At 68.3% G+C, this 23,444-nt stretch carries 19 protein-coding genes and 1 pseudogene; 10 read left to right on the top strand and 10 right to left on the bottom strand.

Annotation, left to right across the window (positions count from 1 at the left end):
* Positions 1–99: 99 nt before the first annotated feature.
* A complete protein-coding gene (locus PSV23_RS02175; RefSeq protein WP_300465874.1) occupies positions 100–1,080 on the top strand; it encodes a threonine/serine dehydratase in 981 nt (326 codons plus the stop codon).
* 14 nt (positions 1,081–1,094) lie between these two features.
* Positions 1,095–1,574, top strand: coding sequence for a MaoC family dehydratase (locus tag PSV23_RS02170; protein WP_300465873.1), 480 nt, complete (start codon positions 1,095–1,097; stop codon positions 1,572–1,574).
* Here PSV23_RS02170 and PSV23_RS02165 read toward each other — a convergent pair.
* Genes PSV23_RS02165 through PSV23_RS02155 form a run of 3 tightly spaced genes read right to left on the bottom strand, consistent with a single transcriptional unit; the run spans position 1,571 to position 3,884 of the window.
* The gene (locus tag PSV23_RS02165; protein WP_300465871.1) at positions 1,571–1,750 is read right to left on the bottom strand and encodes a hypothetical protein; all 180 of its coding nucleotides are present in this window, start codon (positions 1,748–1,750) and stop codon (positions 1,571–1,573) included. The two genes, PSV23_RS02170 and PSV23_RS02165, sit on opposite strands and share 4 nt — an antisense overlap.
* A gap of 31 nt (positions 1,751–1,781) precedes the next feature.
* Positions 1,782–2,717 (bottom strand): Gfo/Idh/MocA family oxidoreductase, encoded by a 936-nt coding sequence (locus PSV23_RS02160; protein WP_300465870.1) that lies wholly within the window; start codon positions 2,715–2,717, stop codon positions 1,782–1,784.
* A 9-nt stretch (positions 2,718–2,726) separates the two neighbouring features.
* Positions 2,727–3,884 (bottom strand): DegT/DnrJ/EryC1/StrS aminotransferase family protein, encoded by a 1,158-nt coding sequence (locus tag PSV23_RS02155; RefSeq protein ID WP_300465869.1) that lies wholly within the window; start codon positions 3,882–3,884, stop codon positions 2,727–2,729.
* Here PSV23_RS02155 and PSV23_RS02150 point away from each other — a divergent pair.
* Both PSV23_RS02150 and PSV23_RS02145 read left to right on the top strand, forming a co-directional pair.
* Positions 3,784–4,560, top strand: coding sequence for an HAD family hydrolase (locus tag PSV23_RS02150; RefSeq protein ID WP_366524195.1), 777 nt, complete (start codon positions 3,784–3,786; stop codon positions 4,558–4,560). The genes PSV23_RS02155 and PSV23_RS02150 overlap by 101 nt on opposite strands.
* Positions 4,561–4,630: 70 nt before the next feature.
* Positions 4,631–5,506, top strand: coding sequence for an alpha/beta hydrolase (locus PSV23_RS02145; protein ID WP_300465867.1), 876 nt, complete (start codon positions 4,631–4,633; stop codon positions 5,504–5,506).
* 113 nt (positions 5,507–5,619) lie between these two features.
* Here the strand turns inward: PSV23_RS02145 and PSV23_RS02140 are convergent, their stop codons facing one another.
* Complete coding sequence (locus tag PSV23_RS02140; RefSeq protein WP_300465866.1) at positions 5,620–7,677, bottom strand: NAD(+) synthase; 2,058 nt, start codon at positions 7,675–7,677, stop codon at positions 5,620–5,622.
* A 190-nt stretch (positions 7,678–7,867) separates the two neighbouring features.
* Between PSV23_RS02140 and ftsY the strand changes: the two genes are divergently transcribed.
* The 3 genes from ftsY to PSV23_RS02125 all read left to right on the top strand — a co-directional run bounded on the left by ftsY (position 7,868) and on the right by PSV23_RS02125 (position 10,142).
* The gene (ftsY, locus tag PSV23_RS02135; RefSeq protein WP_300465865.1) at positions 7,868–8,803 is read left to right on the top strand and encodes a signal recognition particle-docking protein FtsY; all 936 of its coding nucleotides are present in this window, start codon (positions 7,868–7,870) and stop codon (positions 8,801–8,803) included.
* A gap of 1 nt (position 8,804) precedes the next feature.
* Positions 8,805–9,437, top strand: a complete 633-nt coding sequence (locus PSV23_RS02130) for an inner membrane-spanning protein YciB (RefSeq protein ID WP_300465864.1) — start codon at positions 8,805–8,807, stop codon at positions 9,435–9,437.
* Positions 9,438–9,527: 90 nt separating this feature from the next.
* Positions 9,528–10,142: a MarR family winged helix-turn-helix transcriptional regulator gene (locus tag PSV23_RS02125; protein ID WP_300465862.1), complete on the top strand. Its 615-nt coding sequence runs from the start codon at positions 9,528–9,530 to the stop codon at positions 10,140–10,142.
* A gap of 209 nt (positions 10,143–10,351) precedes the next feature.
* On the opposite strand, the gene PSV23_RS02120 is transcribed toward PSV23_RS02125, so the two are convergent.
* The 3 genes from PSV23_RS02120 to PSV23_RS02110 form a co-directional block, all read right to left on the bottom strand.
* A complete protein-coding gene (locus tag PSV23_RS02120; protein ID WP_300465861.1) occupies positions 10,352–12,565 on the bottom strand; it encodes a prolyl oligopeptidase family protein in 2,214 nt (737 codons plus the stop codon).
* A 148-nt stretch (positions 12,566–12,713) separates the two neighbouring features.
* A complete protein-coding gene (locus PSV23_RS02115; RefSeq protein WP_300465860.1) occupies positions 12,714–14,891 on the bottom strand; it encodes a prolyl oligopeptidase family protein in 2,178 nt (725 codons plus the stop codon).
* A 244-nt stretch (positions 14,892–15,135) separates the two neighbouring features.
* Positions 15,136–15,951, bottom strand: coding sequence for an ion channel (locus tag PSV23_RS02110; RefSeq protein WP_300465859.1), 816 nt, complete (start codon positions 15,949–15,951; stop codon positions 15,136–15,138).
* A 60-nt stretch (positions 15,952–16,011) separates the two neighbouring features.
* Between PSV23_RS02110 and dapF the strand changes: the two genes are divergently transcribed.
* Positions 16,012–16,845, top strand: a complete 834-nt coding sequence (dapF, locus tag PSV23_RS02105) for a diaminopimelate epimerase (RefSeq protein ID WP_300465858.1) — start codon at positions 16,012–16,014, stop codon at positions 16,843–16,845.
* 295 nt (positions 16,846–17,140) lie between these two features.
* Positions 17,141–19,420, top strand: a complete 2,280-nt coding sequence (locus PSV23_RS02100) for an NADP-dependent malic enzyme (protein ID WP_300465857.1) — start codon at positions 17,141–17,143, stop codon at positions 19,418–19,420.
* A 1-nt stretch (position 19,421) separates the two neighbouring features.
* Here the strand turns inward: PSV23_RS02100 and PSV23_RS02095 are convergent, their stop codons facing one another.
* The 3 genes and pseudogenes from PSV23_RS02095 to PSV23_RS02085 all read right to left on the bottom strand — a co-directional run.
* Positions 19,422–20,780 (bottom strand): MFS transporter, encoded by a 1,359-nt coding sequence (locus PSV23_RS02095; RefSeq protein ID WP_300465856.1) that lies wholly within the window; start codon positions 20,778–20,780, stop codon positions 19,422–19,424.
* Between the two features lie 34 nt (positions 20,781–20,814).
* A complete protein-coding gene (locus tag PSV23_RS02090; RefSeq protein WP_300465855.1) occupies positions 20,815–22,356 on the bottom strand; it encodes a response regulator in 1,542 nt (513 codons plus the stop codon).
* 71 nt (positions 22,357–22,427) lie between these two features.
* Positions 22,428–22,988 (bottom strand): annotated as a pseudogene (locus PSV23_RS02085) (ATP-binding protein); the annotation flags it as partial.
* A gap of 118 nt (positions 22,989–23,106) precedes the next feature.
* Here PSV23_RS02085 and PSV23_RS02080 point away from each other — a divergent pair.
* The gene (locus PSV23_RS02080) at positions 23,107–23,418 is read left to right on the top strand and encodes a helix-turn-helix transcriptional regulator (protein WP_300465854.1); all 312 of its coding nucleotides are present in this window, start codon (positions 23,107–23,109) and stop codon (positions 23,416–23,418) included.
* Positions 23,419–23,444: the final 26 nt, after the last annotated feature.

Genomic DNA, 23,444 nt, shown 5'->3' with positions numbered 1-23,444 from the left:
CCTGCGTCAAGCTGGACAGGACTGGGTCCCGGCTTTCGCCGGGATGATCGGAGAAAGAGGAGGCTTACGCGGACGAAAGCGATGCGGTTAAGTGGGCGAATGCACACCGCCTCCTTCGCCGGCGTCGAGGACGCCGCCCGCCAGTTGCTCGGCCACGCCGTCCGCACCCCCCTGATCGAAAGCCCCGCGCTGAACGAGCGCGTCGGCGGCCGCGTCCTGCTGAAGGCCGAGACCCTTCAGCGCGCCGGGGCCTTCAAATTCCGCGGCGCCTGGAACCGCATCAGCCGCCTGACTCCCGACGAGCTGAAGCGCGGCGTCGTGGCGTATTCGTCGGGCAACCACGCCCAGGCCGTCGCCTGCGCCGGGCGGATGATGGGGACCCATGCCATCATCATCATGCCCGCCGACAGCCCCCGGGTGAAGGTCGACGGCGTCATCGGCTTCGGCGGCGAGGTTCGGATGTACGACCGCTACACCGAGAGCCGCGAGGCCATCGGCGAGGAGATCGCCCGCACGCGCGGCTCCATCCTGGTCCGCCCGTTCGACGACCCCTTCGTCATCGAGGGCCAGGGCACGATCGGGCTGGAGATCATGGAACAGGCGGACTCTCCGCTGGACCAGCTGGTCTGCGGCGCCTCGGGCGGCGGCATGATCGCCGGCATCAATCTGGCCATGGCGGCCCTGTCGCCCGACACGCCGGTGATCGCGGTCGAGCCGCGCGACTACAACGACATGCAGCTGTCGATCGCGGCGGGCGAACGGCTGACCCACGCCCCGGCGAAGGGCACCATCTGCGACGCCCTGATGACCGACCGACCGGGCGAGCTGACCTTCCCCGTCAATCGCCGCGTCGACCGGGTCGAGACCGTCTCCGACGCCGAGGTGGCCGAGGCCGTCCGCTATGCCTTCCACACGTTGAAACTGGTGGTCGAACCGGGCGGCGCGGTGTCGCTGGCGGCCGTTCTGGCCGGCAAGGTCGAGGCCCGGGACCGGACCACCGCCGTCATCCTGTCGGGCGGCAATGTCGACCCCGCCCTGTTCGCCGCCATCATCGAAGACCGTTTCATCCCGATCGCCTGAGGAGCCTGACGCCCATGAGCCGCACCGAACGCAAGGGTCAGCCGACCCCCGTCGCCGCCCTGCCCGGCCTGATCGGCCAGGAAATCGGCGTCAGCCGCTGGATCCGCGTGGACCAGGCCCGCATCAACGCCTTCGCCGAGATCACCGAGGACCGGCAGTTCATCCACGTCGATCCCGTGGCGGCGGCGAAAACCCCCTTCGGCGGAACCATCGCCCACGGCTTCCTGACCCTCAGCCTGCTGTCGGCCATGACCTATGACGCCGTCCCGCCGCTGGAAGGGGTGGTGATGGGGGTCAACTACGGCTTCGACAAACTGCGCTTCCTCGCCCCGGTGCCGACGGGATCCAACGTCCGCGGACGGTTCAAACTGCTGTCCGCCGAGGACAAGGGCGGCGGCCGCTGGCTGCTCAAGCACGAGGTCACGGTCGAGATCGAGGGAGCGGACAAACCGGCCCTGATCGCGGAATGGCTGGGGATGCAGATGGTCGGCTAGGGCTCGCCCGGCGTGCCGCTCCCCCCGACGACCCGTCCGGAACCCTCGCAGGTCGGACAGGGCTGGTCGCCGATGAGGCCGGTGCCGTTACAGCCCGGGCAGATGGCCTCGCCGCTCCGCGGGGTGTCGGACTCCGCCTCGTCGCCGGCGGCGGGCGTGATGGGAACCTCGGTCATGGACCGGTAACGCATCGGCCGGGTCGAGGGTTCACCCCTCCCCCAGACACCTCAACGCCACTTCCAGGTTCCGCAACCCGTCCTCGCCCGTCACCGCCGGCGGTTCGCCGGTGCGGATCGCGTGGGCGAAGGCCTCCAGCTCCTTCTTCAGCGGCTCGGCGGGCCAACTGTTGACCGCGCGGGTCTGGTAGGAGCCGTCTGGCTGCTGGCCGAAATACTCCGTGACCTGACGGGTGATCAGATCGGCGACGACGAATTTGTTCATCGTCGCGACCTGCAGGGTGCGGACCTTGTAGGGCGTGACCCAGTTGGTGGTGATGTGGGCGATGGTGCCGTTCTCCAGCCGGAACTGCAGCAGGGCCGTATCCTCGCGCTCGGCGCGGGTGCGGGCCAGCTGGGGCTGGACCTCGACGATCTCGGAATCCGTCAGGTGACGGATGATGTCGATGTCATGCACCGCCAGATCGATGACCACCCCCACCTCGCCCATTCGCGGCGGGAAGGGGCCGACGCGGGTGATCTGGATCGAGATGACGTCGTCGCCGTCGATGGCGCGCTTGACCGCCTCGACCGCCGGATTGAAGCGCTCGACCTGGCCGACCATCAGCACCCGGTCATTCGCCTTCGCCGCATCGATCATGCGCCGGGCGTCGGCCACGGTGGCGGCGATCGGCTTTTCGACCAGCACATGGACCCCGGCCTCCAGCAGGGCGACGCCCAGGTCGGCGTGGTGCCGGTTCGGCGTGGCGACCACGGCGGCGTCCAGACCGGCGGCGACGAACGCCTCCGCCGTGGTGAAGGCCGCGGCGTCATACAGGGCGGCGATCCCGTCGGCCGTGGCGGCGTCGGGATCGAAAACGGCGGTCAGGTCGAAGTCGCGGATGTCCGACAGCACGCGGGCGTGGTTGCGCCCCATGACGCCGACGCCGGCGACGCCGACCTTGAGCGGGGGAAGATGTTGGGTCATGCGCGAACCTTAGCGGAAGCTGGCGACCGCCGCGATGATCCTGTCCTGCGTCGCCTCGTCGAGGTCGGCGTGCATCGGCAGGCTGATGACCCGCTGCATCAGCCGTTCGGTCACCGGCAGGCCCTGCGGTCCGCGCGGGTACATGTCATAGGCGGGCTGCAGATGCAGCGGGATCGGATAGTAGACCGCCGTCGGCACCCCCTGTTCCTTGAGATGCGCCGCCAGACCGTCCCGGTCCCCGTGCTCGATGGTGTATTGCGCCCAGTTGGAGACATTCCCCGCCGGGACGTCCGGCACGGCGGCGACATGGGCGCGCAGGCCTGCGTTGTAGCGGGCGGCGATGCGGTTGCGCCATTCGATCTCCTGACCGAACACCTTCAGCTTCTCGATCAGGACGGCGGCCTGAATGGTGTCCAGACGGCTGTTCAGGCCGATGCGCATGTTCAGATATTTGGGGTCGTGATCGAAGGTCTTGCCCTCCAGATCGCGCGCCACAGCCTTGCCGTGCACGCGGAGGGAATCGATCAGCTGGGCCAGGTCGTCGTCATTGGTCAGCACCGCCCCGCCGTCGCCGTAGCAGCCCAGCGGCTTGGCCGGGAAGAAGCTGGTGGTGGTGATGTCGGCCCATTTCAGGGGGTGTTCGCCATCGATGGTGCAGCCGAAGCCCTGGGCCGAATCCGAGATCAGTTTCAGCCCGTGCCGGTCGCAGATCGCCTTGATGGCCGGATAGTCGGCGGGCTGGCCGAACAGGTCGACGGCGATGACCACGCGCGGCTTCAGCCGGCCTTCCTTGATCGTCGCCTCGATGGCCGCCTCGAGATGGCCGGGGTCCATGTTGTAGGTCGTGGCGTCGACGTCGACGAAGACCGGCTCGGCGTCGAACCACGGCACGATCTCGGCGGTGGCCGCGAAGGTGAAGCTGGGCACGAAGACAGCGTCCCCCCGGCCGATCCCCCAGGCCATAAGCGGCAGGGCCAGGGCGTCCGTGCCATTGGCGCAGCCCAGCGCGTGTTTCGCCTGACCGAACGCCGCCAGATCGGCCTCGAACTGCCGCACCTGCGGGCCCATGACCCAGGCGCCGCCGACCACGGCCTCCTGCACGGCGGCCTCGATCTTGCCGTTCAGGCGAAGGCGCTGGGCCTGCAGGTCGATGAAGGGAATGGTCATGTCGGAACAGTCTCCGGTCGCGCGCGGCGCAAGCGGCGTCAGCCCCGGAGGGAGACGCGGTGTGGCGCCTCCTACCAAATCGGACGCAGCCACGCCAAACCGCCGCCCGTCACTTCACGTGACGGGTTGCAACGATAGCGTACGGCGCCGTATGCGCAACGCCATGACGACCGGCGTTCCCGCCGTGTTCCTCGATCGCGACGGCGTGCTGATCGAGGACACCGGCTACCCCCATCTGGAAGAGCATCTGCGCCTGACGCCCGGCGCGGCCGAGGCCGTGCGGCGGCTGAACCAGCTGGGCTATCTGTGCGTCATCGTCACCAACCAGTCGGGCGTGGCGCGCGGCCTGTTCACCGAAGACCAGATGAAGGCGTTCAACGCCCTGATCGTGCGCCGGCTGGCGGCCAGGGGCGCGATCATCGGCGCCGTCTACGCCTGCCCCTTCCATGCCGAGGGCCGGGTCGAGGCCTTCATCCATCCCGACCATCCGGAACGGAAGCCCAACCCCGGCATGATCCTGCGCGCCATCGCCGACCACAATATCGATCCGGCGAAGAGCTTCATGATTGGCGACCAGCCCTCCGACATGGAGGCTGCCCGGCGGGCGGGCGTGCCCGGCTTCCTGTTCGAGGGCGGCGATCTCGATGCGTTCCTTCGGGAGCTGCTCGGACACTAGGGCGCAGCCTTGGCTGTGGGATTTCCCTTCCTGATGAAATAGGCTGGGGTTCGATCCCCCGGAGCCTTGCATGACCCAGACCTTCGCCGACCGCCGCTGGACCAGCGCCGACGGCCTCAGCCTCTACGCCCGCGACTATGCGGCCGGACCGGGCCCGGCGAAGCTGCCGGTCATCGCCATCCACGGCCTGACCCGCAACTCGGCCGATTTCGACGCCATCGCCCCCCTGATCGCCCAGAGCGGGCGCCGGGTCCTGGCCGTCGACATCCGGGGCCGGGGACGGTCCGACCGCGCCCCCGACCCCATGACCTATCAGCCGGCGACCTACGCCCGGGACGTGCTGGCGCTGCTCAACCAGTCGGGCATCGAGCGCGCCGTCTTTCTCGGCACCTCGATGGGCGGCCTGATCACCATGGCCCTGGCCGCCATCCGCTCGAAGGTCATCGCCGGAGCCATCCTGAACGACATCGGCCCCGAGGTGGCGAAGGAGGGGCTGATGCGCATCGCCGCCTATTCCGGCCAGCCCGTCGACACCCCCGGATGGGCCGAGGCCGCGGCCTATGTGAAGACGCACAATGCCATCGCCTTCCCCCACTATACGGACGCTGACTGGGACGCCTTCGCCCGCCGCACCTTCAGGATCGGGACCGAGGGCGCCCCGGTGCTGGACTACGATCCCGACATCGCCGTGCCCATCCGCGCCGCGGGCGCCAAGGCGCTGGTCCCCAACCTGTGGCCGATGTTCAGCCGGCTGACGAAGGGCCGACCCGTCCTGCTGGTGCGAGGCCAGAACTCGGACCTGCTGAGCCCCGCGATCGCGGCGAAGATGCGCAAGCGCGCCCCGAAGATGGACTATGTCGAGGCCCCCGGCATCGGCCACGCCCCCATGCTGGACGAGCCCGAGGTCAAGGCCGCGATCTTCCCGTTCCTGAACGAGCTGCCGTAGTGGCGAGTGGCTAGTGGCTAGTGACTGACGGTTCGCCGCCAGTGAGCAACGGCCGCCCACAGCGAGCCGCCTTAAATCACTAGTCACTAGCCACTAGCCACTAGCCACTCCCCTCAATCCGGAACATTCGCCTCCAGCTCGTCCAGCCAGACCCGGGCCGTGGCGTCCGACGGCGCGCGCCAGTCGCCGCGCGGCGACAGCGAGCCGCCCGTGACCACCTTGGGCCCGTTCGGCAGGGCCGAGCGCTTGAACTGGCTGGTCTGGAAGAAGCGGAACAGGAATTTCCGCAGCCACGCCTTGATCACCGGCAGGTCATAGGCGACCCGCTCGGCCTCCGGCGTGTCCGCCGGCCAGTGGCCGGTCGCCGCATCCTTCCACGCCTGATGCGCCAGCCAGGCCACCTTCGACGGCTTCAGCCCGAAGCGGGTGATGTAGAACAGGAAGAAGTCGTTCAGCGCATAGGGGCCGACGGTCTCTTCCGTGGACTGGATCTTTCCGTCCGCGGCCGCAGGCACCAGTTCGGGCGAGATTTCCGTGTCGAGGATGGCGCGCAGCGTCGGGCTGGCGTCCGCGCCGATCAGTTCCTTCGCCGCCACCCAGCGGATCAGGTGCCGGATCAGGGTCTTCGCCACCCCGCCGTTGACGTTGTAGTGGCTCATGTGGTCGCCGACGCCGTAGGTAGCCCAGCCCAGCGCCAGCTCCGACAGATCGCCGGTGCCCAGCACGAAGGCCTGGTGCCGGTTGGCCAGACGGAACAGATAGTCCGTCCTCAGACCGGCCTGCACATTCTCGAAGGTGATGTCATGCACCGGGTCGCCCATGGCGAACGGATGGCCGATGTCGTTCAGCATCCGGGTCGCCGCCGGACGGATGTCGATCTCGGACCCGGTGATCCCCAGCGCCTTCATCAGCGTCCAGGCGTTGGACTTCGTCCCTTCCGAGGTCGCGAACCCGGGCAGGGTGAAGCCGAGAATGTTCGAGCGCGGCAGCTTCAGCCGGTCGAACGCCCGGCACGCCACCAGCAGGGCCTGGGTCGAATCCAGCCCGCCTGACACGCCGATCACGACGCGCTCGCCATTGGTCGCCTTCATCCGGCGCATCAGGCCCTGGACCTGGATGTTGAAGGCCTCGTAGCAGTCCTGGTCCAGCCGCGCCGGGTCGTCGGGCACGAAGGGGAAGCGGTCCAGCGGACGGATCAGGTCGCCGGCCCCAACCTCGCCCATCCCGTCCTCGCGCGCCTCGAACGGCACGACGGTCGCGGCCTCCCCCTCGATCCGCGCGCAGTCGGAGAAGGTGCCGTTGCGCAACCGGTCCAGGCCGATCCGCTCGACGTCGATGTCGGCGACGGTCAGATGGCTCTCCAGCGCGAACCGCTCGCCCTCCGCCAGTTTCGCGCCCAGTTCGTGGATCGTCGCCTGACCGTCCCACGCCAGATCGGTGGTGCTCTCGCCCCAGCCCGAGGCGGCGAAGACATAGGCGCCTTGCGTCCGCGTCGACTGGCTGGCGCACAGCACCGCCCGCTCGTCCGCCTTGCCGATCACGATATTGGACGCCGACAGGTTCAGCAGGATGCGCGCCCCGGCCAGGGCCGCCCGCGTCGACGGCGGCAGCGGGGCCCAGAAGTCCTCGCAGATCTCGGCGGCGAAGACGAAGCCCGGACGATTGACGGCCTCGAAGATCAGGCCCGGCGCGAAATCGACCACCTCGCCGTTCAGGACCACGGAGTCCTCGGACCGGCTGGCGGCCGGCGCGAACCAGCGCTTCTCATAGTATTCGCGATAATTCGGCAGATAGGTCTTGGGCACGACGCCCAGCACCGCGCCCGCGCCCAGCACCACTGCGCAGTTGTACAGGGCGTCGCCATTGCGGATGGGCGCGCCGATCACGGCCACGACCCCCGCCTCGTCCGCGACCCCGGCCAGTTCCGCGATCCGCCGCTCGACCTCGGCCAGCAGGGCGTCCTGCATCAGCAGATCGTCGATGGCGTAGCCGCTCAGGCTCAGTTCGGGGAAGACCAGCAGGTCCACGCCCTGCTCGCCGGCCTGACGGATCAGGACGGCGTGTTCTTCCGCATTGGCGGCGGGATCGGCGATGTGCACGACCGGCGTCGCGGCGGCCACGCGGACGAAGCCGTGAGTGCGGGGCGAGTGGAACGGGTGGGACTTGGGCATCAAACCTTCCGTGCATCCCCGCGAAGGCGGGGACCCAGTGCTTTCGTAAGGCAAAGTGGGTGGGATCGCCATTGGCGGCAACTCCAACCGTTTGATCATCCAAAGGTCCGGGTCCCCGCCTTCGCGGGGATGCACGGAGTATTTTGCAGGTTCGCGTGACGCGCCCGGATTGCCCCGCTAAAGCCAAGGCATGAACGACACGCCGAAAAAGGGCTGGCTCTCGCGGCTGAGCGAGGGCCTCTCCCGCTCCTCGAAACAGATGACCGAGCAGGTCGTCGCCGCCTTCGTCAAGGAGCCCCTCAGCGACGCCGCGCTGGACCAGCTGGAAGAGCATCTGCTGGAAAGCGATCTCGGCCCCGCCGCGACCGACCGCATCGTCGCCCGCTTCCGCGAGCTGCGCTTCGGGACCGGCGCCAACGAGCGCGAGGTCAAGGAGGCCCTGGCCGAGGCCGTCGCCGCCGAACTGGTCAACCACGAGGCCCGCTACGAGCCGTTGAACGGCCCTCGCCCCTTCGTCACCCTGTTCGTCGGCGTCAACGGCTCGGGCAAGACCACCACCCTGGGCAAGATCGCCTCCGACCTGACCGGACAGGGCGCCAGGGTCATGATCGTGGCCTGCGACACCTTCCGCGCCGCCGCCCGCGAGCAGCTGAAGGTCTGGTCCGAGCGCGCCGGGGCGACCTTCGAAAGCCGCCGCGACGGCGCCGACCCCGCCGGCCTCGCCTTCGATGCCTACACCCGGGCGAAGGCGGAAGGGTATGACGTCGTCCTGATCGACACCGCCGGCCGGCTGCAGAACAAGTCCGCCCTGATGGACGAACTGCTCAAGATCGTGCGCGTGCTGAAGAAGATCGATCCGGAGGCCCCGCATGAGACCCTGCTCGTCCTCGACGCCACCGTCGGCCGCAACGCCCTGGCCCAGGAACAGATCTTCGGCCGCACCGCCTATGTCTCCGGACTGGTCATGACCAAGCTGGACGGCACGGCGCGCGGCGGGGTCCTGGTGCCCGTGGCCCAGGCCTCGGACGCCCCGATCAAGCTGATCGGCGTCGGCGAAGGCGTCGACGACCTGCAACCCTTCGACGCGCGAGCCTTTTCACGATCACTGGTGGGGCTTGAGGACTGACATGACCGATACGCCCCCCTCCGAACCGTCGAAGAACCGCCAGTGGATCCGGCAGGCCGTCGATTTCGGCGCCCTGGTCGCCTTCGCCGGCGCCTATGTCTTCCTGCGCGCCCGCGGTCTCGACGGCCGCGAGGCCATGGTCCAGGCCACCTGGGTTCTGGTCGGCGCCTCGGCCCTCGCCCTGATCGTCGGCTACGCCGTCGAGCGGCGGCTGGCGCCCCTGCCCCTGCTGGCCGGCGGTTTCGCCCTGATCTTCGGCGGCCTGACCCTGTTCTTCCATGATCCGTCGCTGCTGAAGATCAAGCTCAGCATACAGAACGGCCTGCTGGCCGTCGTGCTTCTGGGCTCCCTGCCGCTGGGCAAATACCCGTTCAAATATCTGCTGGGCGACTCGATCAAGGTGACGGACCACGCCTGGCGCGGGCTGACGCTGCGCTATGGCCTGTATTTCGCGACCATCGCCACCGCCAACGAGATCGTCTGGCGCACACAGACGGATGACACATGGGTCGCCTTCCGCGGCTTCATCTGGGTCGCCGCCGCCGTTTTCGGCCTGCTGCAGATTCCCTACATCCTGAAACATCTGATCAAGGACGAGGAGCCCGGCCCGATCTCGCCGGACCCCGGCCTCTAGACCGGTTGCGGGGCCGGACGCTTATCGTCCGTCGTCAAACCGTAAAACACGCCTGCTAGCACTGTCGCTGCGATCGAGGGGATACGGTTCATGGTCAAGTCCGGAAACAAGGCGAAACGCGGCGGCGGACTGGGCGCGTCGCCCAGCCATCTGATGCATCGCGTGCTGCAGCTGGCCCTCGACATCTATTCCGAAGAGACGGGGGCGGACGGTCTGACCCAGCGTCAGTTCGCCGTGCTCGAAGCGGTCAGCCACAAATCCGGCCTGACCCAGACCGATCTGGTTCGGGCCACCGGCATCGACCGTTCGACCCTGGCCGATCTGGTCTCGCGCATGACGGCCAAGGGTCTGCTGGATCGCGAAAAGTCCGTCGTCGACGCCCGGGCCAAGGCCGTGCGCCTGTCCGTCGCCGGTCAGGCGGCGCTGGACGCGGCCCGTCCGAAAGTCGAGGCGGCCGACAAGCGGATCATGGCCCTTCTGCCCAAGGGCAAGCGCGACGGCTTCCTCGACCTGCTGGCCGAACTGGCCGGCGAGGCCGACGCCGTGCCCGCCAAGGCCAAGGCCGACGCCCGCGCCGCCAAGAAGGCCGCGCGCGAGGCGAAGAAGGCCGAAAAACTGGCGAAGAAGGCGGACAAGCCCGCCAAACTCTCCAAGGCCGAAAAGCCGGCCAAGGTGAAGAAGGCCAAGGCGCTGGAATCGGCCTGAGGGTCGGTCTCAGCAACCCCGCCCCCCGTCATCCTCGGGCTTGTCCCGAGGACCCATTTCTCCGCCGCACCGGCGTGGAGAACGTGTTGCACAGCGCCGACTGTTGATCCGGAGATCGAGGGCCCTTGACCATGGGTCCTCGGGACAAGCCCGAGGATGACGGATCGTTTGGCGGCCCGCGCTCTTCTCACTCAATGGGCAGCCACCCCTCAATCCATCAGCTGCTGGCTCAGATAGACGTAGTGCCGGGCCCACCGTCGCGCGTTGGCGACCGGGTCGGCGTCGTTGGAATGCCCGCCTGACGTCTCTTCGTAATACAGATGGTCGTGCCCCTGCTCGCCCAGTCGCGCCGCGAATTTGCGCGCGTGGCCCGGATGCACCCGGTCGTCCCGCGTATTGGTGGTGATGTAGACGCGCGGATACTCCGCATCCGGACGAAGCTGCTGATAGGCCGAATAGCGGGCGATATACGCCGCCTCTTCCGGGATGCGCGGGTCGCCGTATTCGCCGATCCACGAGGCCCCGGCGGGCAGTTCGTGATAGCGCAGCATGTCGATCAGCGGGCTTTCGATCACCGCCGCGTTGAGCAGCTCCGGGTGCTGCGTCACGGCGACGGAGGTCAGCACCCCGCCGTTCGACCGGCCGTAGATGCCGGTGCGGCGCGGGCTGGTGACGCCGCGCTGATGCAGGTCGCGGGCGACCGCCGCATAGTCGTCGAAGGCCAGCTGCCGGTTCTCCTTGAGCACCGACTGGTGCCAGGCTGGTCCGAACTCGCCGCCGCCGCGGATGTTGGCGTTGACGTAGACGCCGCCGTTCTCGAGCCAGAGCCTGCCCATCTCCGGAATGTAAGCCGGCGGCTTGGACACCTGGAACCCGCCATAGCCATAGATGATCGTCGGCGCATGCCCATCCATGACCAGGTCTTTCGGTCGGACCACGAAATAGGGAATCCTGGTCCCGTCCGACGACGTCGCCTCGAACTGCTCGACCACATGGGTCGAGGCGTCGAAGCGGGCGGGGGCCTGGCGCACCGTCCCGGCGGTCCCCGCCCGTGCGTCGGCCAGAGCCAGGGTCGAAGGCGTCAGGAAGCCCTCATAGGAATAGAAGATGCGGCCGGATTCGCGGCTTGAAGACCCCAGGTGAACGGCGGCGTTTTCCGGCGCCGGCAGGGCGGTCTCGGGCCAGCCCCATTCCCCCCGGTTCTGGAACACGGCGGTGCGGCCGCGGACGTTGTCGTAGATGGTGGCGACGATGCGGTCGTCCATGACGGCGACATCCTCGACCGACTGACGGGCCGTTGGAGTGAAGACCGTCTCGTCGGCGTTGGAGACGATCACCTGATCGGGCCCCAATGGCCGAAGCTTCATCATGACGACCGCGAGTAACGAACCCGCGGGAACGACCCGGTCCTCCCGGTTCCAGGGCTGGTCAAGGGTGAGGACCAGCTGCCCCCCCATCATGCCGCGAATGGTGACGCGTTCCGGCAGATTCAGCTTCACCGGAGCCCCGTCGATGATCTCCCATGTCTCGCTGCGGAAGGTGTCGAGCGGCCGGCTGATCAATACGCCCAGCACCTCGCCCGCGCCATTCCGATACACCGACGGGCTGACGCCATAACCCCCGTCGCCGATCTCGCCGCGATAGATCTCGGTCGCCTGCGCCAGCGTCTGGCCCCGCTTCAGCGACTTGACGATGAAGGGATAGCCGCTCTCGGTCAGGGTATCCGGCCCGAAATCGGTCGCGACCAGCAGCGTGTCGCGGTCCAGCCATTCCAGCCGGTGCTTGCCCTCGGGCAGGATGAAGCCGTCCTCGACCCACAGGCCGGTCGAGGTGTCGAACTCGCGCACCACCACCGCGTCCTTGCCGCCGTCCGACAGGCTGACCAGGCAGCGCGTCTCATCAGGCGCCAGACAGTCGGCCCCCTTCCACACCCAGTCCTTTTCCTCGGCCTTCGCCAAGGCGTCGATGTCGAGCATCGTCTCCCAGCGCGGCGCGGCCGAGCGGTAGCTGTCCAGCGTCGTGCGCCGCCACAGCCCCTTGGGATTGGCCGCGTCCTGCCAGAAGTTTCCGATCCCCTCGCCGAGGAAGCTCGGTCCCGGAATCCGGTCGGTGGCCGACAGGATGTCGAACGCCTGCTGCCGGAAGGTCTCGTAGCGCGGATCACCCGTCAGGGCGGCCAACGACCGTTCGTTCTCCCCCGCCACGAAGGCCATGGCCTCGGTCCCGTTGACCTCCTCCAGCGCCAGATGATCGTCGGCGGCGCGTACCCCGACGGGGGTCAGGTCGGCGGGCATGTGCGGCGGCGGGGTTCTGCTTTGCGCGTCCATGATGACGTCGCCCGGCGGGACGTCCTGCCGGGCCAGCGCCGGCAACGCGCCCAGCATCAGGGCCGAGATCGCGGCGGACAACATCAGTCGGTTCATATCAAAACTCCGTTCATCCCGGCGAAAGCCGGGACCCAGTTCCTTGGGCGATCGGCGCCGCCGGTGTGACTGCCTGTCGATCCCAGCCGCCGATGCCTCACGAAAGCACTGGGTCCCGGCTTTCGCCGGGATGAACGGATATCTGAACCTATTCCGCCGCCGGCTGATCCATCAGCCGCCGCGTCAGATAGGTGTATTCCAGCGCGATCCGCCGCGCCGTCTCGCGCAGATTGGCCCCCGCCGCGTGGCCGCCGTCGGTGTTCTCGTAGAACAGCACCGGATAGCCCAGATCCTCCAGCCGCGCCGCCGCCTTGCGGGCGTGGCCCGGGTGAACGCGGTCGTCCTTGGTCGAGGTGTGGATGAAGACCTCGGGATAGGGCCGGCCCGCCTCCAGCCGCTGATAGGGCGAATAGGCCTCGATCCACGCCCGCTCCTCCGGAACGTCCGGATTGCCGTACTCGGCCATCCACGAGGCCCCGGCCAGCAGCTTGTGGAAGCGCAGCATGTCGAACAGGGGCACCTGGATGACGGCGGCATTGATCAGGTCTGGCCGCTGCGTCAGCATCGCCCCCATGAACAGCCCGCCCTGCGAGCCGCCCATGATCCCCAGCCTGGGTTGGCTGGTGACATTGCGCGCGATCAGATCCAGCGCCACGGCCTGATAGTCCTCGTGCGCCCGCTGCCGGTTCTCCTGCAGCGCCGCCTGGTGCCAGCGCGGTCCGAACTCGCCGCCGCCGCGCGTATTGGCGACGACATAGACCCCGCCGCGCTCCAGCCACAGCTTGCCCACCGTGGCCGAATAGCCGGGCAGCAGTGACGACTGGAAGCCGCCATAGCCGTACAGCAGGGTCGGGTTCGACCCGTCCATGGCCATGTCGCCGCGATGGACGACGAAATAGGGGATCATCGTTCCGTCGGACGATCGGGCCTCGAACTGCTCGACCGTCATGCCCGTGGCGTCGAACTTGGCCGGCAGGGATTTGGTCAGGTCCGACACGCCCGTCGCGGCGTCGGCCAGATACAGGCTGGACGGGTTCAGATAGCCGGTCACGCTGATGAACACCGCGTCGTCACGCTCGCTGGCCGAGCCCAGGTTGACGCTCACGTTCTGCGGCAGGTCCAGCCGCGTGCGGGTCCATTCGCCCGACGGATCGGGCTCATAGACATCGACCCCGCCGCGCACGTTCTCGTACAGGGCCACGACCAGCTTGTTGCGGGTGTTGGTGATGCCCTCGATGGCCTCGCGCCCGGTCGGGCGGATGACCAGCCGGGCCGGGGTCGCCGGATCGGCCAGCCAGCGGTCCAGGTCCCAGGCGATGACGTCGCCGGTTTTGAATTCCTGCCCCGACGGGGCGGTCCAGTCCTGATCGGTCGTCACCACCAGCTGGCCGCGCACCAGGGCGTTGATGTTCGACTTGGCCGGCAGCTCCAGCCTCGTCGTCGTGCCGTCGGCGTTCAGCCGGTGCGTCTCGCCCTCGTAGAAGCTGACGCCGCGGTTGATCAGGGTCGCCTGCACCACCCCATCGGCGTCGCGCAGCGTATAGCCCGACACCGAGACATCGGTCGGCTGGCCGGTGAAGACCGTGGTGGCCTGGTCGATGGTCTGGCCGCGCCTCAGCACCTTGACGATCATCGGATAGCCGGAGCTGGTCAGGGTGCCCGGGCCGAAATCGCGCGCGATCAGCAGGGTGTTCCCGTCCACCCACGACGCCCCGCCCTTGGACTCCTCGAGCACGAAGCCGTCCTTGACGAAGGTGCGGGTCGCGCGGTCGAACTCGCGCACGGTCACCGCGTCCTTGCCGCCGTCCGACAGGGAGACGAGGCAGCGCGCCTCCCCGGGCGGCAGGCAGCTGTGGCCCTTGTAGACCCAATTCCTGCCCTCGGCCGCGGCCAGGGCGTCGATGTCGAGGATCGTCTCCCACTGCGGCGCCTCGGTGCGATAGCTGTCCAGCGACGTCGTGCGCCAGACGCCGCGCACATGCTCGGCGTCCTGCCAGAAATTATCGATCGTGCCGTCGCGGTTGAAGCCGGGCGAGGGGATCCGGTCGCGGGACTGGACGATCTCCAGCGCCTGCTGGTGCAGGGTCTCGAAGCGCGGGTCGCCGCGCAGCACGCCCAGCGAACGCGCGTTGTGTTCCTCGACCCAGGCCATGGCCCGCTCGCCGTCGACCTCTTCCAGCCACAGATATGGATCGGTCGCGTCCGAGGACGCGAAGCCGCTGGAGGCCTCGGCCGGGGCCGGCGCGGGAACGGGGATCTGGGCCATGGCGGCGCTCGAAAGGGCGGTGGAAGCGAGAAGCGCGGCGAGCGCGGCGGTGCGGATCATGCGGTTGTCCCCGACTGAAGTCGGGCGGCACCTTACCGGGCGACCGATCGGCCACAAGCGTGAGCAGGCCGACGTTACGGCTTTGTCATCTTCGGGAGGAGGAGTGGCTAGTGGCTAGTGGCTAGTGGCTAGTGGAAGAATGATGGAGGTTCCGTCACACGCGAAACAACGGACGAGTTCACTGCCGCCGCCGCCGTACCCCACTTAATCACTAGCCACTAGCCACTAGCCACTAGCCACTCCTTCACGCCCCCTCGTCCGGAATGCACAGAATCTCCCCGCACGCCTTGCAATGCACCGCGTCCGGATCGTGTTTCTGCAGGCCGCAGGTCGGGCAGGAGAATTTGATCTTGTGCGGCTTGAAGATGGTCTGGGCCAGACGCAGGAACAGGGTGATGCCGGTCAGCATGACCACGATCGACAGCACCCGCCCCCAGTTGCCCGGCAGGGTGATGTCGCCGAACCCGGTCGTCGTCAGGGTCGCGACGGTGAAATACAGGGCGTCCAGATAGCCGCTGATCCCCGCGTGACTGCCGCGAAATGTGGCGTAGACGAAACCGGTCACGACGAAGATGAAGGTCACCAGCGAGGCCAGCGCCCGGGTGATCTCCTCCACCCGCGTGTCGTCGTACTTTCGGCCGACGGTGCGCCAGAAGAAGTCCGAGTTCAGCAGGGTCCACAGCCGCAGCAGGCGCAGGAAGCCGAAATTGAACAGCCAGGCGGGGAACAACAGGGTCGCCAGGACGAACAGATCGACCCAGACCACCGGCTTTTTCAGCCAGTCCCTCAGGCTGGTGTGGGCATAGGCCCGGGCGGCGAGATCGAGGCCCAGCACCGCCGCGATCAGATAGTCGATCACATAGAAGACCAGCCCCGCCTCATGCAGGATCGGCGCGACCAGAAAGAAGCCGATGATGGCGAAATCGATGGCGATGACCGCCAGCCGGAACCGCACCGCCAGCGGCGAGGAGCCGTGGTAGAGATAGCGCAGCCGGGCCCGCAGGCGCAGACCCTCGGCCTTGGGTGGAACGGACTCCGGCGCGGGACTGGCTCGACTCATGGCCCAGCTTAACGCCGTTCCCTCGCCTAAGGTCCAGTCCGTCTCTATATCTCGCGGATCATGACCCGCCCCTTCGTCAAGATGAACGGCGCCGGCAACGACTTCGTCGTCGTCAATGCGCTGGAGACGCCGTTCACGCCGACGGCCGACCAGGCGCGCGCCATCGCCGACCGTGAGACCGGCGAGGGTTGCGACCAGCTGATCGCCATAGAGCCGTCCCCGACCGGCGACGCCTTCATGCGCGTCTGGAACGCCGACGGCGGCCAGGTCGAGACCTGCGGCAACGCCCTGCGCTGCGTCGGCTGGATGCTGCTGCAGTCGACGGACAAGGATCAGGTGACCATCGACACCCTCGGCGGGCCGGCCACGGCGCGGCGCGCGGCGGACGGCCGGATCACGGTTGATATGGGCGCCCCGCGGCTGGACTGGTCGCAGATCCCGCTCGACGAGGAGATGGACACCCGCGGCATCGAGCTTCAGGTCGGCCCCATCGACGACCCGGTCCTGCACACCCCGGGCGCGGTCTCGATGGGCAATCCGCACGTCGTCTTCTTCATGGACCATGCGCCGAACGACGGCTTCGTGCGCGGCACGGGGTCGCTGATCGAACATCACCCGCGCTTCCCCGAAGGCGTCAACGTCGGCTTCGCCCATGTCACGGCCCCCGATCACATCCGCCTGCGCGTCTGGGAACGCGGCGCGGGCCTGACGAAGGCGTGCGGGACCGGCGCCTGCGCCGCCCTCGTCGCCGCAGCCCGCCGCGGCCTGACCGGCCGGTCGGCGACGGTGGAGGTCGACGGCGGTGACCTGTTCATCGTCTGGGACGAGGCCACGGACCATGTGCTGATGACGGGCCCGGTGGTGGTGGAACGGACAGGGATGCTGTCGACCTGATCCCGTTCCCGTTGGGAGGGGGCTTGAGCGCACAACGCCCCCCTGTCGTCATCCCGGCGAAGGCCGGGACCCAGCGGCGCCGAAGGCGATCTGTTCACGCACGCTGTATCGGTCAGCCCTGTTCCCGACAGGTTCGCGCTCTCGCGCGCCGCCGGATCCCGGCCTTCGCCGGGATGACGACAGGGGGGGCGCCGGGATGAGCGGGATCGGGAATCCGCGCCGACATCCCTCCCCAAGCGGGAGGGAGACGCCCCCGGCGGTTGTCCCCGTCCGTCCCCCGCTCTAGGAACAGTCCATGGCCGACCTGAACGACAAACAGACCTTCTCCGACGAAGACGCGCTGGAGTTCCACCGCAGCCCGACCCCGGGCAAGATCTCCATGGCGCCGACCAAGCCGATGGCGACCCAGCGCGACCTGTCGCTGGCCTATTCGCCCGGCGTCGCCATTCCGGTCCTGGCCATCGCCGCCGATGTCGACAAGGCCTATGACTATACGTCCAAGGGCAATCTGGTCGCCGTCATCTCCAACGGCACGGCCATCCTCGGTCTCGGCAACCTCGGCCACATGGCGTCCAAGCCGGTGATGGAGGGCAAATGCGTGCTCTTCAAACGCTTCGCCGACGTCGACAGCTTCGACGTCGAGGTCAAGACCACCGACCCGGACGAATTCGTCACCGTGGTCAAGAACATCGGCGACACCTGGGGCGGCGTCAATCTGGAGGACATCAAGTCCCCCGAATGTTTCGAGATCGAGGCCCGGCTGCAGGACCTGCTGGACATTCCGGTCTTCCATGACGACCAGCATGGCACCGCCATCATCTCGACCGCCGCCCTGATCAACGCCGCCCATGTCGCCGGCAAGCGGCTGGAGGACCTCAGGGTCGTGCTGTCGGGCGCCGGCGCCGCCGGCCTCAGCTCGATCGCCCTCATGAAGGCGGCCGGCGTCAAGCTGGAGCACACCATCATCTGCGACCGCCAGGGCGTCATCTACCAGGGCCGGGACAATGTCTCCCAGTGGCAGGCCGCCCACGCCGTCGACACGCCGCTGCGCACCCTGGCCGAGGCCATGGTCGGCGCCGACGTCGTCCTCGGCCTGTCGGCCAAGGGCGCGATCACCAGGGACATGGTCGCCTCCATGGCGCCCAATCCGATCATCTTCGCCATGGCCAATCCGGACCCGGAGATCACCCCGGAAGACGTGCTCGCCGTCCGTTCGGACGCCATCATGGCCACGGGCCGGTCCGACTATGTCAACCAGGTCAACAACGTCCTGGCCTTCCCCTATCTGTTCCGCGGCGCGCTCGATGTCCGCGCCCGTCGGGTCAATCACGAGATGAAGGTGGCCTGCGCCAAGGCCCTGGCCGCCCTTGCCCGCGAGGACGTGCCGGATGAGGTCGCCGCCGCCTATCGCGGCCGCAAGCTGCGCTTCGGCCGCGACTACATCATCCCGACGCCGTTCGACCCGCGCCTGATCTGGTACATCCCGCCCTTCGTCGCCCAGGCCGCCATGGACACCGGCGTGGCGCGCACGCCGATCCAGGACATGGACGCCTACCGGACCCAGCTGCGCTCGCGCCTCGATCCGTCGGCCGCCCTGATGCAGAATATCTCGGGCGCCGTGCGCGCCGCCCCCAACAAGCGGGTGGTGTTCGCCGAGGGCGAGGAGACCGCCGTCATCCGCGCCGCCTGGGGCTTCAAACAGGCCGAGCTCGGCACCCCCATCCTGCTGGGCCGCGAGGAGCTGATCCGCAAGAACGCCGCCGAAGCCGGGCTGAATTTCGACGAAATGGCCATCGAGATCGTCAACGCCCGGGTCTCCGAGCACAACGCCGACTACGTCGACTGGCTGTACGAGCGCCTGCAGCGCCGCGGCTATCTGAAGCGCGACGTGCAGCGGATGATCAACCAGGACCGCAACTATTTCGGCGCCGCCATGTGCGCGCGCGGCCAGGCCGACGCCATGGTCACCGGCGTGACCCGCAATTTCAACATGGTGCTCAAGGAGGTCCGGCGCGTCCTCGACGTCAAGGAGCGGATGATCGGCCTGTCGATCCTGCTGGCCAGGGGGCGCACCCTGTTCGTCGCCGACACCTCGATCCACGAACTGCCCAACGCCGAGGAACTGGCCGAGATCGCCATCCAGGCCGCCGCCACGGTGCGCAAGCTGGGCAAGACCCCGCGCGTGGCCTTCCTCAGCTATTCGACCTTCGGCAACCCTCCCGGCGACCGGGGCGAGAAGGTGCGCGAGGCCATCCGCATCCTCGACCAGCGCGGCGTCGATTTCGAATATGAGGGCGAGATGCCGCCCGAGCTGGCCCTCGATCCGGAGGCGCGGGCCGCCTACCCCTTCATGCGCCTGTCCAGCCACGCCAATGTCCTGGTCATGCCGGCCATTCATTCGGCGGTCATCTCGACCCGGCTGGTGCAACAGCTCGGCGGCGCGACGGTGATCGGCCCGCTGCTGGTCGGGCTGGAGAAGTCGGTCCAGATCGTCAGCCTCGGCGCGTCGGTCTCCGAGATCATCACCGCCGCCACCTTCGCCGCCTATGACGAAGGAGCCGTGGCCGAGGCCTGACCTAGAGGAGGCCCGCCGCCGCCTTCAGCCGGCGATTCCGGCGGTCCAGCAGCCAGCACAGGATCACGGCGGGGATGCCGACCGCCGCCGTGCCGGCGAAGAACAGGGCGTAGGCCATCATCAGCTCGTGCCCCTGCTGCAGCCCCTCGACCACCACGCCCGAGAAGCCCTTCAGGAACTTGCCCAGCAGGGCGTAGAACGAACTCAGCAGGGCGTACTGGGTCGCCGTATAGCCGATGCCGGTGAGGCTCGACATGTAGGCGACGAGGGCGGCGCCGGCCAATCCCTCGCTGAAATTCTCGACGAACAGGACACCGGCGAACATCGGCGTCGACAGGCCCGCCAGCGCCATCAGGGTGTAACCCAGGTTCGACATCGGACCGATCAGGGCGCCCAGCAGCAGGGTCCGGCCAAAGCCGAACCGAAGGGCGAAAAGGCCGCCGGCGGCGATGCCCGTGATCGAGCCGGCCAGACCGGCGCTGAGGCGCATCGCCCCGATGGCGTCCTTGGTCAGACCCAGATCGATGTAGAACGGTCCGACCATCGGTCCCATGACAAAGTCCGGCAGCCGGTAGAGGCTGATCGCCGCCAGCATCAGCAGGGCGGCGGTCTTGTGGGTTTTCAGGAAGTTGAGGAACGGGCCGACGACCGCGTCGAACATGCCGCGGGCGGTCCAGGGCGCCGCGCCGCCGGTCGCCCTGGCGATGGCCGACCGGTCCACCGGCTCCTTGGCGAACAGGGTGGCGATGATGGCGATCGACATCGCCGCGCCCCAGATCGCATAGGCCGCGTTCCACCCCAGCCGGGTGGCGAAGAACAGGATCAGGGCGTTGCCCGCCAGGATCGCGAACCGGTAGCCCAGCTGATAGGCCGAGGTCAGCAGGCCCAGGTCCTCGTCGTTCTCGGCGCTCTCGATCCGCCAGGCGTCGACGACGATGTCCTGGGTCGCGGATGCGAAGGCGGTCACAAGGGCCGCGGCCCCAAGGACGGTCAGTCCGCCTTCCGGGCCGACGATGGCCATGGTGATCAGGGCGGCGCCGACCAGGGTCTGGGACAGCAGCATCCAGCCGCGCCGCCGCCCGAACCGGCCGAGAACGGGAACGTCGAACCGGTCGACGAGCGGCGCCCAGAGAAACTTGAAGGAATAGGCCAGGCCGACCCATGAAATGAACCCGATGGTCGAAAGGGCGACATCGCCCTCCGCCAGCCAGATGCTGAGGGTCGCGCCCGTCAGCAGGAACGGCAGGCCGGAGCCGAAGCCCAGCAGCAGGGTGATCAGGACGCGGCCACGACCCAGCGCCTTGAACACGTCTTTCGCACCCGCCTTGCGTGGCGCGGCCTCCGTGGCGTTGTCGGTCATCTGGCGTCCCTTGGAAGCGACGCCCCCGCGTCCCTTATGCGACGGCGACCTTGGCGCGCTCCGCGCGGTTCGTCCAGCGGGCGAGTGAGGCGCGCAGCGTCTCGAGCTCCAGCGGCTTGACCAGATGATCGTCCATCCCCGCCTCAAGGCAGGTCCGGCGGTCCTCGGCGAAGGCGTGGGCGGTCAGGGCCACGATCGGCGTGTTGTCGCCGCCGGCGCGGATGGCGCGCGCGGCGCTGGGCCCGTCCATGCCGGGCATCCGCATGTCCATGAACACCAGATCGTAGCGTGCCCGCTTCATCGCAGCCACAGCCTCATGGCCGCTGGCTGCGGTCTCGACGGCGCAGCCCTCGCGCCGCAACAGGGTCGCGGCCAGCAGGGCCCCGACCGGATTGTCCTCCACCAGCAGGACGCGCGTGCCCGAGAACCGCGTCAGTCCCACGCGGTCGTCCTCGGGCGGCGGCGGCGGCGGCAGGCCGGGTTGCAGCGCGGACCCGGCCCCCGCGGCGGCCAGCACACGCTCGGCCACCGAGGCGCGACGCAACGGCTTGATCAGATAGCCGTGGAAACCGGCGCCCTTGTAGCGGGCGATCAGATCGCGCTCCGACGGCTTCAGCAGAATGATGCCCCGACCCTGGGCCGGACGGGCGGCCAGTCCCGATCCCGCGGCGCGGGCGGTGTGATCGATCAGGACCACAGGTGCATCGGCGCTGTGGCGGCCGCCGGACGCTTCGATCTGGGCGACGGTCGCCGCCCGCACAAACGGGTCCGGGCTGACCACCTTGACCGTGCGGCCTTCAAGCGTTCGGCCGCGTACCGCACCGTTCACGGCAGGGAAGGCAGCCTCGAAACGGAAGCGCGCGCCGGGGCCATCCGGCCGACCGGCGACCGTGACGGTTCCCTTCATCGCCGCCGCCAGTTTCGAGACCACCGCCAACCCCAGGCCAGCGCCGCCGAACCGGCTGGCGTCCGAGGCGTCGACGTGGCCGAACTCCTCGAAAATCCGCTTGCGCGCCTCGGCCGGCACCCCGGGTCCGGTGTCATCGATGATGAAGGCCAGTTTGGGCCGGGACGCCACGCCGTTGATCCGCTCGACGGTGATGCGCACCCCGCCCGTCTCGGTGAATTTCACGGCATTGCCGGCCAGGTTGAACAGCACCTGACGCAGACGCCCCTCATCGCCGATGATGTCGACCGCATCGGCGGCGACCGACCAGACGATCTCAAGCCCCTTCTCGTGGGCCCGGGGGCTCAGCAACTCGGCCACGCCGCGAACCAGCGCCTCCAGATCGACCGGGGCGGCGTCGAATTCCAGCTTGCCGGCTTCCAGCCGGGCGTAGTCCAGCAGATCGTTGACCAGGCCCAGCAGGTGCTCGGCCGAGGACCGCGCCGCCTCGGCGTATGCGCGCTGTGCGCCGTCCAGCCGGGTGCGTTGCAGAAGGCCCAGCATGCCAATCACGCCGTTCAGAGGCGTCCGCATCTCATGGCTCATCAGGCGCAGGAACTGCTGTTCGGGCGCCTCTCCCTTGGCCGGTTCCGTGCCTGCCGGTTCGGTCGTCTTCCCACGTCGCGCCATTCTGGCCTCGCGTCCCTCACGTTACGCGAGAAACATGCGGCCACAGATATTAACGCCCGCTCAAAAGTCCTTCAGAAAACAGGCGTGTCCGCATGATGCGAGGTCTGGCGCTCGAAATCGCCCTGCGCTCCGACGGTCGAGCGGCGATAGACGAGGGCTTCGGCGATGTGCCGACGCAGCACCCCCTCGCATCCGTCCAGATCGGCGATGGTGCGGGCCAGACGCAGTGTGCGGGTCCAGCCCCGGGCGGTCAGCCCGCCCGCCTCTCCCGCCCGCATCAGCAGGGCCCGGCCCGCTTCGTCGGGGGTGGCGAACCGGTCCAGCGTCTCGCCGGAGGCCCGGGCGTTGACGGCCTGGTCGCGGGCGATAGCCGGATCGATGCCGGCGGCGCGCAGCCGGTCCTCCTGCATGGCGCGGGCCGCGGCGACACGGGCCGCGGCCTCGGCCGTGCCCTCGGCCGGAGGCGGCAGGGCCATGTCCGAAGCGGTGACCGGAGGCGTCTCCACGGTCAGGTCGATGCGATCGAACATGGGACCCGAGATGCGGTTCTGATAGTCGCGCTGACAGCGGGGAGCCTTGCCGCACGCCCCGCGTCCGGCCCCGCCGACCCCGCACCGGCATACTCGTGTTGCCCTTTTGCTGTCCGGCATTTCGCTTCGGCGCACAGTGCCACGGCCCAAACCGGTTCTGCGGCGAGATGCGAGCTTTGGCGCGCAGCTAGGTTTCCGCCGTCACGGACTAGGGCATCGAATGATTGACGCCGCTCGGATCGTCGGTGTCGATCCGAAGACCTGGACGTGGTGGGAGGGCGATGAGCGCGCGCCCTACGTGCACCAGTATCCGGCGATCATCCAATATCTTGGCTATGAGCCGTGGCCGGAACCTCAGTCCCTAGCCGAAAAGCTCTTGGCTCAACGAAGGCGGCGAGGTCTTTCGATCAAGCGCGCGGGCGAGCTCACTGGCGTTGACGAAGGTACATTCGGACGGTGGGAGAGCGGCGAATGGCAACCCCAGCCGCGATCTTTGCGGCTGATCGGCCGGTTTCTTGGCTCTTTGGATTGAACGCCAATCAGCTTCACCCGCAGAGC

The sequence above is a fragment of the Brevundimonas sp. genome, assembly GCF_029946145.1.
Taxonomy (GTDB): domain Bacteria; phylum Pseudomonadota; class Alphaproteobacteria; order Caulobacterales; family Caulobacteraceae; genus Brevundimonas.
The sequence above is the reverse complement of the archived record's forward strand: the minus strand, read 5'-3'. Positions and strand labels throughout refer to the sequence as shown.